The sequence below is a fragment of the Rhodoferax sp. SPJ21 genome (assembly GCF_058216335.1).
Window position 1 is genome coordinate 1046440 of sequence record NZ_JBYZMO010000002.1, and the last position, 13432, is coordinate 1059871.

Below are 13432 nucleotides of genomic sequence, written 5' to 3' on the forward strand. Positions count from 1 at the left end.
CGGCCGTCAGCGGTCAATATGGGTTTGCCGTGTGCTTACCTAAGTGCGACGAAATCTGCCGCTGAGAGTCGAGCAGCGACTGCTAGGCCCTCAAGATCCAGCATTGACTTGTCCTCTTCGTTGTCGATGAACTCTGCTACCCCATGTACATCAAATTCACGTAGTGGTGGTCGCGGCCATTCAATTGGCACCAGTTATCAAAACGATTCCTGTCAAGTGCAATGTAGGCAGTCCCATCTTCATCATTGGGAAGGATCATAGTGTGAACCGCAAGAGGTCTTAGTGCCTTACCTTCCAAGGCAAACATTCTTGTCGCCAAGAGGTTTTGAACAACCTTATCGTAGGTTCTGCTAAACACCTGCAATAAGTGCTGTTCCAACTCTTTGTTTTTGATTGCTAGACCACCATTGAACATCATGATGTTGATCAAGGAAGCCTCGGCTGCACCTACCTTTTCTGGATTCCAGTAAGTGTGTACATCCCGTACTGCAAGGCTTTTCTCCTTGAGTACTAGAACCTCATAGTTCCACCCATATTTCGCGCCTTTTTGAGCCGCATCTGCGACTATTAGTGGGGCGAGCGTCTCCATTGCTTGGTCATTGCCGTAGGGCATGGCAACCTCAAAATGGTGCGAAATTTTGGACCAAATCAGCTCCAAAATAATCAAGGCTGGATTGTGTCTGGTAGACGAAAACGCGACCCACGAATGATCATCTTTAATTGCCAGGTATGGGTAACCATTACTTTTGATCAAGCAAAAATCACTGGCAGTGACAAGTGACGTAAGACCAGTGACCCCAAGACCATTGCCGCTCTTCTTTGCCCGTTCCTGAATGATGTCGGTAAACGCATTGCGCAATCCGGCTTCGGTCTTGTAGCCCTGGTAGCCATGAATAATCGTCACTGGGGCAAACTGTTCCTGAATCAGAGCGTGGAAAAGCATGGCCTCCAGCTTTGGCAAACCATTGACCTGCTGGATCTCTTCAGGTGCAATTTTTCCAGTAATCTGACTGAAGGTCTTTCTCGCATGGCCGATGTCTGGTTTCAGCAGTCCGGCATCCACCTTTGCGGCAAAGTCCTCTGAGAACCTTCGGCGTACTTCGCCAAGATGAACTATGGCGTTCTCAAACTCACCCTTAGTCAGCGTTTTCTTGACCTCAAAAATGCACAGGACCTTTTCGATTTCATAGATGTACTTGTCGGTTATTCCGTACCGGATACCGTCACCTACGACGAGCATGCAGTCAATTTGGTTTGGGAGTTGAACCCCTGCGACGGTGACAAAGCCTTTGACAACTCGAAGGTCTAAGCCCTTTGGGATGACGAATTCGCTGTCAATTCCCTGCTTTGTGATTTCTTCGTAGGCATCACCAAGGGTTGGCATGTGCGGCATTTCCATGCCTTCAACCTTCTTGGTCTCTTCTGCGATGAACAGTGCCAATATTTCTGATGCATTCTTGATCATCCTTGCTTGCTCACTATTTGAGCGCTCCCTGAGCAAATCATAGCGAGCAATCAACTACCGGTCAGGCGCGATAAACACATCTGTCACCGCATTTAAAGCGTCTGGTATCTACCGGCGCACCAAGAATATCAGGGCTGTACAACTTCTCCTGGGGCACACAAAGCTGGAGAGCACCGTTCGCTACTTGGGTAGCGAGGTCGAGGATGCATTGGAAATGTCGGAACAGACTGAGGTGTGATCCTGTCTAAATCAGGAGCCAGAGGGAATGCTCTTTGCTACGGGGTTAGGTGTCGCAAATGGGCTGCCAGTAGCGGACATTCGTCAAAACCCGCTACTGGCCCTGAGCTGTCAAAGCAAACTCGGCGTCTTCCTGCGCGACATCGGCCTAATGTATTTAGCCAACGTCGCACTGGATCGATGCCCTGTCTGGTCCATGATGACGTGGGTAGCAACCCCCAGGCTAGCCGCCTCGGTGCAATAGCCCGCCCGCAAACTATGTCCTGCCACTGACTTTGCGGCCTCCACGCTCTTGGCACGGGTTGTCGCATCCTTGAGCACGAGAGCCACCGACTGCGCTGTTAGCCCCTTGCTTTTAACGACCTTGTCATGCCGATTGATCGCGCGGAATACAGGCCCGTCCTCAATCCCGCTGAGTACCAGCCATTTCTCCAACGCCTTGACCGGACAACGCGAAGACTTGGCGCACGGTATAAACACCGTGTGCCCTTTCTCCTGCTGGGTCTTGGTGCGCCGTATGTGGATCTCTACTCCATGGTCGAAGGTTGTGATGTCCTCACGACGGATACTCACCAGCTCGGATCGCCGGAATGCGCCAGCAAAGCCGACAAGGATCAGCGCCGTATCTCGCGCGGCCTTCAGAGGCTTTTGCTTCTCAGCGATCAACACCAGCTCAATGATGTCATCCTTGACTAGTGCTGTGACTCGTCGCTGGGCCGTTCCCTTTGTGCGGCGGATGCCCTGCATGGTGCGCTTGACAAGTGAGTCCATGGCAGGCGACGTGTGCCCAGCCTCCTGGTGTGCCCGGTGGATGGCGATAAGCCTGTGCTGTAAGGTAGCCACGGCCAAAGTGTCTGCGAAACTTGCAAGGTATTCGGCCAGTTGCACTGCCGTCGTTGGGATGCTGCCGCCGTGGGCGCGAAAGTGCGCCATATCGGCCCTATAACTGCGGTGTGTGTTGTCCGCAAGTGCAGCTTGGGTGTAACCGTTGACCTTTGCGGAAGATGAGACGCGCTGCAAGTCACCGGCAGCGGTGTCGGAAAATGGTGTCGGCATGTGGGTATGTGTTGAAAATGGTCGGGAGCTATGTTTTCAACAGCCCCCGATGGAGTGTCAGAAAGTGACCACTTGTTGACGTGACTAGTTTGGCTACCGACTTTGCGCCGGTCGGCATCAGAAACTGGCGAGGGGTGCCGGTTGCGGCTGAGGCGGTGTGTAGTCCGCAGTGTGGTGGCGGCAGGCTGCAATCAGGCTAAGCAGGGTGGCCGAGGCATCGCTGCTTTCGGCGATATACCAGCCGATGGCCTCTATGGTGTCGCTGGCGATTTCACTGCCCACCTCAGATGCGGCGTGCGCCAGGACGGTGCCCAAAGCTGAAAGGCCCAGACTAATGGTGTTCACCACGGTTTCGGCATCGTCGGCCAATTGCACCAGCAGCGCGGGGTCTGCTGCCTCGTAGTCGATCCGGTGCTCAGGGTTGATGGGCAGCAGTGGTAGCCGCAGCAGCAATTGCCGGGTCGGGCGCGTGGTCGTGTGGTCTGCTGCCATGCTCAATAGTCCTCTGGCAACAGGATCGTCGTGACCGAGTACATCTGAACAGGCTGATGCCCTTCCGAGATGACCCAAATCTTCGCTGCTCGATCTGCGCTTCCGAGGTTGAACGCGCTCAGGACGCGCTCTCCAGTGAAGACGGCCTGCCAGTTGGCATCACGGTCTTGTTCGCATAGTTCCTGCCAGTCACCGGTTTGGTGCCGGGTTAGCAGTTGAAGAGTGGATGCGCCGTGTTCTTGAATCAGTGCCAGTGCAGCAGGGGTGGCAACTACATGGCCCAGTGAAAACAACGCTGGCGGTTCGTCGCAAATCTGGTCGGGGCGCAGGTGCTCATGCGCGGTGCTTGGCAGCGGAGGCAGAGGGTCGGTCTTCATGGCTGATTTCCTTGTTGAGGTTCAGCCGCATGAGCGCAACTCCAGAAACGACAAAGGGCCACGACGTATGCCGTAGCCCTTTGGTTTGGATGAATTGTGTGTGCCAGCGACTCACGCGGCCCGGCCTACCGCTGCCAGCATGGCTGGCGGTGCCGTGTGGTCACTGTAGCTACCGGCAACGATAGCTGTCCAGCACGGTGCAACTTCGACGCAGAGGGTCTTCTTTACGTCAGAACGAAAAAGTTCTGGCCCACTACTTTTCCAAAGTGTTTTTGGATAAACTGGCGGCTCTGCAACTCACGGAGCCATCATGTCTCGTGCCTTTCTCACCCGAAGCCCCAACACATCGGAACTGAGCCTGCTTAAGAAGTTCTTAGCCAGCTACCGCGACGGGTCGGGGAACCTGCGTGAACCGGACGGCAGTTCACGCGCCGAATTCCGCCAGATTGAGCGTTGTTTTGCGGAGCTGTTGCATGGCACGACAACGGAAAACAAGGCCTTTTACGACTTTGTGGTTCAGTCGAATGAAAATGGCGGTATCGCCGTGCGTGGTGCCTCTATCAAATCGAAAGAGCACGAGCACCTGAACAGCTATGGGACTCAGACTGCGACCATGCGGTCGTATCTCGAATTGTCCAACTCAGCGGCGAAAGACTGGGCGATGTGTCAAGACCGCGGCTTGACTGAGCAAATATTCCGGGATGCTGGACAGGCTGCAGAATTTGGTCAAGCAATTCTCGACCGGCAGCGGATTGAGCGTCAGACTTCTCAAACAACTTACCTTAATAGCATTCCGGGTGCAACCAAGTTCTTCGTTGAAGAAGATTGCGTCTACATCTCAGTACTTTATTCCCCGATGGTTAGAGGGGAAAGAAGTTACATGGTGTCTAGCTTTCATGCTGTTCTTCCTGAACCTGCAACTTGGTCGTTTAAAGGGCGACGATTAGTCGGAAAGGACGCTAACGACCAAGTTCTATATGAGTGGTACGGATTGTCTGGTGGGCAATTGAAATATTATCCAAAAATCTCAAACAGGCTCCACGGGACAGGCTTGTTTACGCTCGCGGACTACAAGCCCGCAATCGAGTCACTTCGACAAAAAGTTTCTCGAATGTTTGGCGATTAAAGAAGCTTCTTTGCTTGCTCCATGATTCGCTGCATCAAGAGTGGCGGTACAGCATTTCCGATCTGCTCAAACTTCTCCTCAAGGTCTCCTGCTGGATCAAAGTTCGCGGGGAAAGTCTGGATTGCAGCAGCCTCTCGCCAAGACAGGCGCCGGGGCTGCTCAAGCCTCGGGAAATCTAGGCAGAATTGCTCGTGGTCAAAAGTTTCGGTAAATCGCCACTTCTGCTTCCATCCATCAGCCAAGTTACTCCATTCAAGTTCCATTACTGGAGATGCTGGGTGCAGAGTAATATGCCGGAAGTTGGCAACAACGGTAAACGCTGGTTTATCCCAGCGATGACGCCGATTGCGGGACATGAAATACCAAGAGAAGTTGCCTTCTGGATCGTGCGGGCGCTCGTAGTATTCCCCAGTCGGGTGGGGGGGCAAATGCTTGATGGCATCCCCGTGTGAGGCAAACGGTAGAAGATTTTTCTTCTTTGCAAGTTCGGCCTTCGCATGGGTTTCTTCGGGGAAAATGAAGTCGCCGTCTATGTCATTGCGCACGCCAACGATGATTACCCTTTTTCGCACTTGGGGAATGCCATAGTCCGCCGCATTGACAAGCTTCCAATAGACGCGGTACTTGACATCAAGCTCTTCTTCGTAAACTTGAAGTTGCTTTTTGAACCATTCCCCGTTCTGAAGCTTCGCCAGGCCGGAAACATTCTCCGCAATAAAAATCTTTGGCTTAATCTTATTTACTGCATCGGCAAACCCAAGAAACAGGTTTGAACGATCATCTTTTCCGGGGTCGCGCAATCCACCCATTGAAAACGACTGACAGGGATATCCCCCGGTAAGTACCTCAGCGGTCGGGTAGGGGTTTTTCTTGGACGCATTGAATTGGTAAATATCGCCAGTAATAACGTCAGCAGATGAAAAATGCTTGGCGAACGTTTCTGTAGAAGCCGCGAATTTGTCCAGCGCCAGTACGGTGTCAAAACCTGCTGCATGGGATCCAAAATCCATCCCCCCAGCTCCGCAAAATAGTGAGACAACACGGTGTTTCATAGTGGAAAAGTCTTTGTGCCCTAAATAAGGGGTTTCTAAGTTCAAAATTGTTCCGCGCAGCACCACTTCGGACGCAGCGACCGCGTCTCGTATGCTACTGTGATTTTATCCAGTCTACACGTTGGCCGAACGATAGCCATCAATGGGTAGATTGTCCTTCACGTAGGCCCCTCCCGAGAGCCTGCGGGCAACTGCTCTCAACTAGGATCAAGATGGTTGCCTTTGAGGGCCTCTGGATCGCCTCATGGCGGCACCTCAGCGCCGCCAAGATGCTGCTTCAGTTGGACGAGACTAGCCTAGGCCGCCCCACCACAATGCTCCAGTCATCAAGCCCGTGGAACTTGGCCCTGTCAAAGCTGAACGCGATGCCTTTAATGTCGCCTGCACCGTCCGCGTAGAACCGGATGTGACCTCGACCGACACCCTTGTAGTTCGGACTCGCCACGCTGCCGCGTTGCTTGCCCTTGGCCTCGTTTTCATCACGTAACGCGGCATCGCTGACGAATCGGGTGTCATCGCGGCTTTTGGCTTCCTGAGACGTGTCGATGATGGTGACTTCGTACTGGTCTAGGCCATCCACCAAAGGCTTCCGGGGCTTCTCCAGCTTCACGGGTGGTGAATCAATGAACAACACGTGTCCTGGCAGTGTGTGGGTGACCTTCTCCGTGTAGAGCCAAGCCGCCACGTCGCCAGGCTGGATGTCAGCCACTTTCATGATGCGGGTGAAAGCTTCTTCCTTTTCAATGCTGGGGTGCCAGTCGAAGATGCTGAATCGGGTCTTGAACTTCTTGGTCTTCACCTGCTCAAGCACGCCCGACTTGGAGCGGCGGAACATGTCTTCCACGAAGCCACCACAGTCCGTTGCCACCACGTAATCGGAAGCGAACAGATCTCCGGGCATGCGGGTGTATATGTGAGTGTTGGAGTAGCTGTTGTTCTCCTGCTTGGTGTGGGTCACAAAGTCGCGGGCCAGTTGAAGGTGCTTGGGAACATCTTGCGCAAACGCCGGAACGCTGAGCAAGGCCAGTTGAGTCGCAGCTAGCGCGGCAAGAATGTGTTTTTTCATGGGGTGTTCTTGGGCCAATGTCATTGGGCTACTCCATTTCGGCATGCATCTTGGCCACCGTGCCGGACTTCAACAGGTAGATGCATTCATCCCGCAGGCGCTTGTTGCTGAAGGTCAGCGTGTTGGAGCCAAACTCACCGGCGATATGCAGCTTGTTGCCGTCTTCGCGGGTCATTTGCGCAACCTGCGCCAGTTCCACTGTGGTCAAGGCAGGGTGGAGTGTCGGGAAGGTTAGCGTTCCGGCCTGGTAGTCCACCACCACACCCAGCAAGCAAGCCGACTGGGCATTGAGCAACCGCTTGATGGCCAGCCACCCGGCGTAAGCAGCCAAGGCAACAACCGGCGCATAGCTTGCGTGACCCTTGAACGTCCACATGGCAAGGCTGTACACCCCTCCAAGTACCAGCATGATGCCGAACGTCGCCACCACCAGGATGGGCGTGTGTGCCATCAAGTCGTCAATGCGCTTGGCTTGCGGATTCGCCAAGTACTGCTTCTTCAGCTTGCGGTACTGGAAGTAAGACAGCAGTGCCGTCACTGCCAGGACGGGAAAGAACTGCGAAACCAGATTGTCGTTGTTACGGGCTTCTTTTTCTGAACGCTTGGACACGAAAAAATCTCCTTCATAGACTTTAAAACACACTATGTGTTTGTCGATAGCATGCCACAAGCAAACTGATAGTTTGTGGACTTATAGTGGGTCGAAATCGAGACTTCAGGGTATGTCTCGTGTTGTCGTCAACAGGCCCCAACCTCTCGAACCGCAGTTCGCCAAGGAACGCGACCGGGTGCAAGCGGCCTTCGGCAAACGAGTGCGCGAGTTCCGCACCGAACAGCAGTTGACGTTGGAGATGCTGGCCGAAAAGGCCGACTTGCACGAGAACTACGTTGGCGCCGTGGAGCGCGGCGAACGCAACCTGAGCCTGTACAACGTCTGGCGGCTGGCTGGTGGGTTGGGACTGCCCGTGGCCGATTTGGTGCAGGACTTACCTGCTCGCAAGGGCAAGCGTTAGACCACGTTGCTGACTTCGACTGGAGCGAGCAGGAGGCGGTTGCATTCGTCGACCTGCGATAGGCGCAAACACCGGCCTGTCGAAAAACGCAACTCCAACTGCCACTCAATGGTCCGACTGCCCTGGACTAACTGAGGCGGCTCCACCAGCACATCCCCTCGCATGGGCAGTTCCTGGTCGAAGTGATGTGACCAGTGTGCGCCTGCCGTAATGGGGAGCCAATCCTCCAGGTCGCAGGCTTCGCATACGCTTGCCCGGAAAGGCAATGCCGCTTGCGTACCTCCGAAGCAACCGAAGATGCTGCCATGGGGATAAAGCAAGTAGCGCATGGGGCAATAGCACAGCAAAGCATGGCGCTCGCACTCCAGGACAACGGCACCGAAGTGCGCGTGCCCCGACTGTTTCCGAATCAGCAGGTCGTTCGATGCGGGGTCACAAGTGCGCAGCGCCTTAACCGTCTGGCCTTGCAGCATTGGAAACAGGTAAGGCCCGCGCATGGCTTACTTCCCGGCCTGCTTTTGTATCTGTGTCACACCGATGTACCACGCCGGAGGCAGCCCTGCCAGATCCGCCGTGCCGACGCGCAGATGCAAGCGGCTATCGGCATGGGGGTATGGGTCCACCACATACGGTTGTGCAGTCTTGCCGTCGCTGGCCGTGTTGCGGTGGTAGACCGCACAGCGCCCCACTTCCCAATCGGCGTCGTAGGACACCATGACCAAGGCAACTTCCGGCAAATCGGCATAGCCCTTGGCGCATTCCTTCCAGACGGTGGCGACAAGTCCGTGAGCGGCGAGCAGCTTGGCGATCATGTCGCCGTCAATCCAAGGAAAGTACGGTCCGGTCTTGGGCAACCCCATGGTTTCTGCCTGGCGCATGATCGAGTCCAGCGTCTTGCCGGTCAGGGTGGCAATGGCTGCGAAGGTGTCGTCATGCCGGTCTTGCTGGGCGACTCGCTTGAATGCGGGTTGAAATGGGGTCGATGTGGTGGGTGTAGTTGCCATGAAGGCGCTCCTGTGCGTAGGTTGAAAATGACGCGCACGGCAAAGTCAACCCAGTCGATGACCGAGCCTCAGAACAAGAATGGGGTGTGAGATTGCTCTGCTGATCCGCAGAGACTGAGAGGGAGTGCCGTGCGCATGCCAGCCGCGTGCCGACAACGTCGGGTTTTGTCGCGTTGGTTTTTTTAAGCTAACAGCTTTGGCGTCAAAAGAGCAACCGGCTGCTGACTTCGCCAGATTGATGGTCTAGAAATGGCTGGAGGGATGGGGCTGCGGCAGCGTGGCTGGCAGATCAGACATCCTTGCTGTTCAATCTCTTGTCGCAGGCTAGCGTCTGGCTTCCGTTTCGGAAGTTTTGGCGATAGAATACGAGGCTCTGCAGAACGCAGTTTTGTGGGTAGTGCCGGTGTAGCTCAGTCGGTAGAGCAGCTCATTCGTAATGAGAAGGTCGGGTGTTCGATTCATCTCTCCGGCACCAAAACCCAATGAAATCAACAAGTTAAAAGCCGCCTAGTGCGGCTTTTTGCTTTTCTGGCATTGTGCCGGTGGCACAGTGGGGTGCGTAGGTCTGCTCGCGCGGCATTGATGCGACGGCGTGCCGTGTCTGCGCAGGCCTGTCTTGACCTCAAAGTGCCGATTGCGACGATTACAGTGTTCTCGTTGCTGTTGAGTCGATGACCGAAAGGCGTATCGGCAACTTCCATTGCATTCGCTGTGTGATTCGTGGATACTCAGTGCCTCTAACCACAGACCGGGCGTCGGCGGAAATCGACGTGCAGAGGTTCACACCCTGTAGTGAGGCCAGCAGCAGCTGACAACTTCGCCCTACGACGGCTTGACCAGAGCGTCAAGCACAGATGCAGCGATCTCATCGCTGGCTGAGAGACCCAAGTCCTTCGGGACTATCTGCTCAGCGCCGGTTGGCCATGATTTATCTGTTTGGTACGCGCAGCAATAGCCGGAACATCGTTCTGGGTATTTATTCGCGCCTACCCCAAGCACGATATTCCGGCATTCGACGCTCAGGGCCTTCCACGGTTCGAATCTGACCCAGGACATTTTGACCACGCATCGCCTATCGAGATGGCGATGTAGTGATTCTCCATGTCCAGGACGCTCAGCGAGCGTTCAACACCATCGAGGTTAGACCATGAACACCTATATCAAAGGCTTCACGTTCATCATTGAAAAGAATAAAGTTTTTATCGAAGCGACGGCCTTGGATCAAACCGGCGCCGCACTCGGGCTCGGCCTTATCTCCATCGAAGCGCCATGTCTTAGATCGGTCGCGGCATGCAGCGACTACGGCGATACGCTTCTTGAATTCAAGAAAATGGGAAACCTCTCCCCGAGCAACCAGGACATTCGAGAACTCCGCACCACCAAGACCTACGAATGCCACTTCTGGATGCATGAGACTCGGCAATGGAAGGAGGCTCTTCTGCGCCCACAGTTTGAAGGCTGCCCGCGGTCTGCGACATCGGTTTCCCCCATTTTGCTGGTGGACGTAGCTGATGGCAGGCCTAGCTTCCAAAGTGTTCCGATCAGTGAGGCGCTTATCTTGAGTCTTTGCGGCGAGGCATGGAAGCAAAACGCAAACATCATCTATGTAGCAGAGGGCCTTCGGGCGCCACTCTTCAAAGCTGATGAGTATGAAACTGCAATGGACGAAATTCTCACGCTTCGCCGGGATGACATGATTTCAACGCTGTTCCCTCAAACAGTGAAGCCATGAAAAAGTACTCCATCAAAGCACTGAACGTGCTCCTTGCTGACGGTGCCGACTTGTATCCGTCTGACGCAGAAATCAATAAGGCGACGGGCATTTGGAAGCGGGCACAGCAGCAAATGGGTATTCCCCGTGGGCCTGAAACGCGACGTAGGATCAGCGACGCACTCAAAGGCCACCGCCCTTCAGCAGAGACGAAGGCCAAGATCTCGGCTTCCTTGACGAAGCGGTATCAGGCTAAGCCCAAAGTATCGGTAGCGTGAGGGCATCGCGGGTTTGCACTCGCAACCTGTCGTGACGCAGCGACGAGTGAGATCAGCCTCACTCGTCGCTGTGTTTGCTGTGTCATGGTGACTCAGTGAGGCACGCATCGGCGACGCCTTACTCAGGTACGTTTAATCGGTGCCCGAGTCCGGTTTGTCGGGATGCGCTGGCCGTCCTGTCGCCGATGATGGCGGCGCATCGCTAGGATCGCCAAGCCGAGACTGGTTCATCCGTGACAGCACCCCGGTGATGTGGGCCTTGCTCAGGTGGGCATAGCGTTTGACCATTTGCAGGTCCTTGTGCCCCAGTACCTCCGCGATTTCGGGGCCGGTAGCGCCCTCCATGGCCAGATAGCTGGCCGTGGTGTGTCTCAGGTCGTGAAACCGGAAGTTCTCGATCTTGGCACGTTTCAAGGCGGTTTCCCACGACTTACGCAGTTCGACCGGCTTGTCCTTCTTTGCTGCACTCGGGAACAGCAGAAGCCCGCTGTTGACTTTGCCCTTGTTGGCTTCCATGTGGTTTTGCCGCAAGGTGTCCAAGGCGCTTTGCCCTCGGCCGGTCAGCGGCACCCCCCGACGCTCGCCGTTCTTGGTCTCTTCGAGAACCACCAAGGCGCATTGACCTTGCTCATTGAGTAGAACGTCGCGCCAGCGCAGGTTCATGATTTCACTGTACCGCATGCCGGTGGCGATGGCCATGTCCACCACGACGGCCAAATACTTGTTTTCGGACACAGCTACGGCGGAGCGCAGGGTGGTCAGTTCGTCGGTGCTCAGATAGCGCACACGCCCGTTGGCTACTTTGGGTTTTTTAACCTTGGCCATGGGCGATTCGGGCAACCATTCCCACTCTTTGACGGCCACGCTGAAGGCATGAGAGAGGACTGCCATGTAGCGAACAACGGTGGCCGGGGCCAGTTTCTTCGGGTTGGTCTTTCCGAAGGTCGTCGCCAGGAGTTCGTCCCGGTACTTGCCGATAATGGCAGGGGTGATGTTGGCCAGGCTGTAGCGGCCAATCTTGTCACTCCACCACTGCAATTGCTGCCCTTGGTCACGGACACGCTTAGGTTTGAGCGGGTTCAGTACCCGGTTGCGGTAGGTCTCCAGCATCTCCTTGACCGTTCGGCGTTGGGCCGCGGCATGGGGCATGTGGCGGCCTTCGCGCATTTCGACTTCAGTTCGCTCCCCCCACTGTTTGGCCATCGTCTTGGTGTCGAAGGTCTTGGTTTCTGGCGGGAAGCCTTTGATGCGGACTTGGACGTGGTAACTTTTTTTGCCGGAGGCGTCGATGCGTTCTCTGATGCTTGCCATGTGTTTTTCCCTTCACGCGTGTGAGTTCAGGGGACATGGCGTGCGTCGAATTCGACGATCCTGCTTATTCCTGGCCCTGCATGTGCGTTGTGCCATGAGTGTGCCAAGCAATAAAAAAGCGCCACGGAGGTGGCGCTTAAGTTGTTGATGCTGATGAGTTTTTTCAGGTGGTGAGCAGTGCATTACGAATGAGCTGCTCTACCGACTGAGCTACACCGGCACATTAGCCTTGGATTATAGCTTGGAGAAGTAGCTATTAATGTGGGCCACCTCATTTTTTGATCCGAGGATCACGCTGACGCGTTCATGCAGCTTCTCCGGCACGATGTCCAGGATGCGCTGGGTGCCGGTGCTGGCCGCACCACCGGCCTGTTCGATCAGCCAGCCCATGGGGTTAGCTTCGTACATCAGGCGCAGCTTGCCGGGCTTGTTGGGTTCGCGCTTGTCCCAGGGGTAGAGGAATACGCCGCCGCGCGTCAGGATGCGGTGCACATCGGCCACCATGCTGGCGATCCAACGCATATTGAAGTCCTTGCCGCGTGGGCCTTCGCTGCCCTGCAGGCAGTCTTCCACATAGCGCTTCACCGGCGTGTCCCAGTGGCGCATATTGCTCATATTGATGGCAAATTCCTTGGTGTCCTGCGGGATCTGGACGTTCTCCTGGGTCAGCACGAAGGATCCTTGTTCACGGTCCAGCGTGAACATGGCCACGCCGTCACCCACGGTCAGCACCAGGGTGGTTTGTGGGCCGTAGACGCAGTAGCCCGCGGCGACCTGGTTATGACCGGCCTGCAGAAAGTCCTTTTCGCCCACGGCGGCGTCGCCATCGGGTTTTTTGAGCACGCTGAAGATGGTGCCGATGCTGACGTTCACGTCGATGTTGCTGGAGCCGTCCAGGGGATCGAACAGCAGCAGGTATTCGCCCTGCGGGTAGCGGTTTGGCACGGCATAGATGTCTTCCATCTCTTCCGAGGCCATGGCTGCGAGGTGGCCGCCCCATTCGTTGGCTTCAATCAGCACTTCGTTGGCGATGATGTCCAGCTTCTTCTGGATTTCGCCCTGCACGTTTTCAGATTCGGCAGCGCCCAGCACGCCACCCAGCGCGCCCTTGTTGACGGCGTGGCTGATGCTCTTGCAGGCGCGGGCCACCACTTCGATCAGCAGGCGCAGCTGCGACGGAATGAGTCCGTCTACGCGTTGCTGCTCCACCAGGTAGCGGGTGAGGGATATGTTTTGGGACATGG

The 13432-nt window shown here is 55.4% G+C and carries 15 protein-coding genes, 1 tRNA gene and 1 pseudogene; 6 read left to right on the forward strand and 11 right to left on the reverse strand.

Going from position 1 to position 13432, the window contains the following annotated elements; genetic code table 11:
• Positions 1–136: 136 nt before the first annotated feature.
• Positions 137–1519, reverse strand: coding sequence for a DUF6602 domain-containing protein (locus AC4BBN_RS12710; RefSeq protein ID WP_490592340.1), 1383 nt, complete (start codon positions 1517–1519; stop codon positions 137–139).
• A 40-nt stretch (positions 1520–1559) separates the two neighbouring features.
• On the opposite strand from AC4BBN_RS12710, the pseudogene AC4BBN_RS12715 reads away from it, so the two are divergent.
• Positions 1560–1703 (forward strand): annotated as a pseudogene (locus tag AC4BBN_RS12715) (integrase); the annotation flags it as partial.
• 110 nt (positions 1704–1813) lie between these two features.
• Here AC4BBN_RS12715 and AC4BBN_RS12720 read toward each other — a convergent pair.
• From AC4BBN_RS12720 to AC4BBN_RS12730, 3 genes are all read right to left on the reverse strand, one after another.
• Positions 1814–2758 (reverse strand): site-specific integrase, encoded by a 945-nt coding sequence (locus AC4BBN_RS12720; RefSeq protein ID WP_490592341.1) that lies wholly within the window; start codon positions 2756–2758, stop codon positions 1814–1816.
• A gap of 117 nt (positions 2759–2875) precedes the next feature.
• Positions 2876–3250: a hypothetical protein gene (locus tag AC4BBN_RS12725; RefSeq protein ID WP_490592342.1), complete on the reverse strand. Its 375-nt coding sequence runs from the start codon at positions 3248–3250 to the stop codon at positions 2876–2878.
• A gap of 2 nt (positions 3251–3252) precedes the next feature.
• Entirely contained in the window at positions 3253–3627 is a 375-nt protein-coding gene (locus AC4BBN_RS12730; RefSeq protein ID WP_490592343.1) for a hypothetical protein, read from the reverse strand.
• Between the two features lie 310 nt (positions 3628–3937).
• Here AC4BBN_RS12730 and AC4BBN_RS12735 point away from each other — a divergent pair, with 310 nt between their 5' ends.
• Entirely contained in the window at positions 3938–4753 is an 816-nt protein-coding gene (locus AC4BBN_RS12735; RefSeq protein WP_490592344.1) for a hypothetical protein, read from the forward strand.
• Here AC4BBN_RS12735 and AC4BBN_RS12740 read toward each other — a convergent pair.
• The 3 genes from AC4BBN_RS12740 to AC4BBN_RS12750 form a co-directional block, all read right to left on the reverse strand.
• A complete protein-coding gene (locus AC4BBN_RS12740; protein ID WP_490592345.1) occupies positions 4750–5805 on the reverse strand; it encodes a DNA cytosine methyltransferase in 1056 nt (351 codons plus the stop codon). The genes AC4BBN_RS12735 and AC4BBN_RS12740 overlap by 4 nt on opposite strands.
• A gap of 277 nt (positions 5806–6082) precedes the next feature.
• Positions 6083–6895, reverse strand: a complete 813-nt coding sequence (locus tag AC4BBN_RS12745; protein WP_490592346.1) for a hypothetical protein — start codon at positions 6893–6895, stop codon at positions 6083–6085.
• Between the two features lie 4 nt (positions 6896–6899).
• The gene (locus tag AC4BBN_RS12750; RefSeq protein ID WP_490592347.1) at positions 6900–7481 is read right to left on the reverse strand and encodes a hypothetical protein; all 582 of its coding nucleotides are present in this window, start codon (positions 7479–7481) and stop codon (positions 6900–6902) included.
• 112 nt (positions 7482–7593) lie between these two features.
• On the opposite strand from AC4BBN_RS12750, the gene AC4BBN_RS12755 reads away from it, so the two are divergent.
• Positions 7594–7884 carry a helix-turn-helix domain-containing protein gene (locus AC4BBN_RS12755; RefSeq protein ID WP_490592348.1) on the forward strand — a complete coding sequence of 97 codons (291 nt, stop codon included), beginning with the start codon at positions 7594–7596 and terminating at the stop codon, positions 7882–7884.
• Here the strand turns inward: AC4BBN_RS12755 and AC4BBN_RS12760 are convergent.
• On the reverse strand, positions 7881–8381 hold the full coding sequence (locus AC4BBN_RS12760; RefSeq protein ID WP_490592349.1) for a hypothetical protein: 501 nt from the start codon (positions 8379–8381) through the stop codon (positions 7881–7883). The genes AC4BBN_RS12755 and AC4BBN_RS12760 overlap by 4 nt on opposite strands.
• A gap of 3 nt (positions 8382–8384) precedes the next feature.
• Positions 8385–8888, reverse strand: coding sequence for a hypothetical protein (locus AC4BBN_RS12765; protein WP_490592350.1), 504 nt, complete (start codon positions 8886–8888; stop codon positions 8385–8387).
• 399 nt (positions 8889–9287) lie between these two features.
• Here AC4BBN_RS12765 and AC4BBN_RS12770 point away from each other — a divergent pair.
• The 3 genes from AC4BBN_RS12770 (at position 9288) to AC4BBN_RS12780 (ending at position 10877) form a co-directional block, all read left to right on the forward strand.
• Positions 9288–9363: transfer RNA gene (locus tag AC4BBN_RS12770), tRNA-Thr, on the forward strand.
• Between the two features lie 672 nt (positions 9364–10035).
• A complete protein-coding gene (locus AC4BBN_RS12775) occupies positions 10036–10620 on the forward strand; it encodes a hypothetical protein (RefSeq protein WP_490592351.1) in 585 nt (194 codons plus the stop codon).
• Positions 10617–10877, forward strand: coding sequence for an NUMOD3 domain-containing DNA-binding protein (locus AC4BBN_RS12780; protein WP_490592352.1), 261 nt, complete (start codon positions 10617–10619; stop codon positions 10875–10877). The genes AC4BBN_RS12775 and AC4BBN_RS12780 overlap by 4 nt, the downstream gene beginning before the upstream one ends.
• Before the next feature lie 132 nt (positions 10878–11009).
• On the opposite strand, the gene AC4BBN_RS12785 is transcribed toward AC4BBN_RS12780, so the two are convergent.
• On the reverse strand, positions 11010–12188 hold the full coding sequence (locus AC4BBN_RS12785; RefSeq protein WP_490592353.1) for a tyrosine-type recombinase/integrase: 1179 nt from the start codon (positions 12186–12188) through the stop codon (positions 11010–11012).
• A gap of 234 nt (positions 12189–12422) precedes the next feature.
• Positions 12423–13430: a class 1 fructose-bisphosphatase gene (locus AC4BBN_RS12790; protein ID WP_490592354.1), complete on the reverse strand. Its 1008-nt coding sequence runs from the start codon at positions 13428–13430 to the stop codon at positions 12423–12425.
• Between the last annotated feature and the right edge of the window lie 2 nt (positions 13431–13432).

Bases quoted from the DNA above. Each gene is read 5' to 3' on its own strand.
- AC4BBN_RS12720 (WP_490592341.1), bottom strand. From the start codon at position 2,758: ATGCCGACACCATTTTCCGACACCGCTGCCGGTGACTTGCAGCGCGTC.
- AC4BBN_RS12725 (WP_490592342.1), bottom strand. From the start codon at position 3,250: ATGGCAGCAGACCACACGACCACGCGCCCGACCCGGCAATTGCTGCTG.
- AC4BBN_RS12730 (WP_490592343.1), bottom strand. From the start codon at position 3,627: ATGAAGACCGACCCTCTGCCTCCGCTGCCAAGCACCGCGCATGAGCAC.
- AC4BBN_RS12735 (WP_490592344.1), top strand. From the start codon at position 3,938: ATGTCTCGTGCCTTTCTCACCCGAAGCCCCAACACATCGGAACTGAGC.
- AC4BBN_RS12740 (WP_490592345.1), bottom strand. From the start codon at position 5,805: ATGAAACACCGTGTTGTCTCACTATTTTGCGGAGCTGGGGGGATGGAT.
- AC4BBN_RS12745 (WP_490592346.1), bottom strand. From the start codon at position 6,895: ATGACATTGGCCCAAGAACACCCCATGAAAAAACACATTCTTGCCGCG.
- AC4BBN_RS12755 (WP_490592348.1), top strand. From the start codon at position 7,594: ATGTCTCGTGTTGTCGTCAACAGGCCCCAACCTCTCGAACCGCAGTTC.
- AC4BBN_RS12760 (WP_490592349.1), bottom strand. From the start codon at position 8,381: ATGCGCGGGCCTTACCTGTTTCCAATGCTGCAAGGCCAGACGGTTAAG.
- AC4BBN_RS12765 (WP_490592350.1), bottom strand. From the start codon at position 8,888: ATGGCAACTACACCCACCACATCGACCCCATTTCAACCCGCATTCAAG.
- AC4BBN_RS12775 (WP_490592351.1), top strand. From the start codon at position 10,036: ATGAACACCTATATCAAAGGCTTCACGTTCATCATTGAAAAGAATAAA.
- AC4BBN_RS12780 (WP_490592352.1), top strand. From the start codon at position 10,617: ATGAAAAAGTACTCCATCAAAGCACTGAACGTGCTCCTTGCTGACGGT.
- AC4BBN_RS12785 (WP_490592353.1), bottom strand. From the start codon at position 12,188: ATGGCAAGCATCAGAGAACGCATCGACGCCTCCGGCAAAAAAAGTTAC.
- AC4BBN_RS12790 (WP_490592354.1), bottom strand. From the start codon at position 13,430: ATGTCCCAAAACATATCCCTCACCCGCTACCTGGTGGAGCAGCAACGC.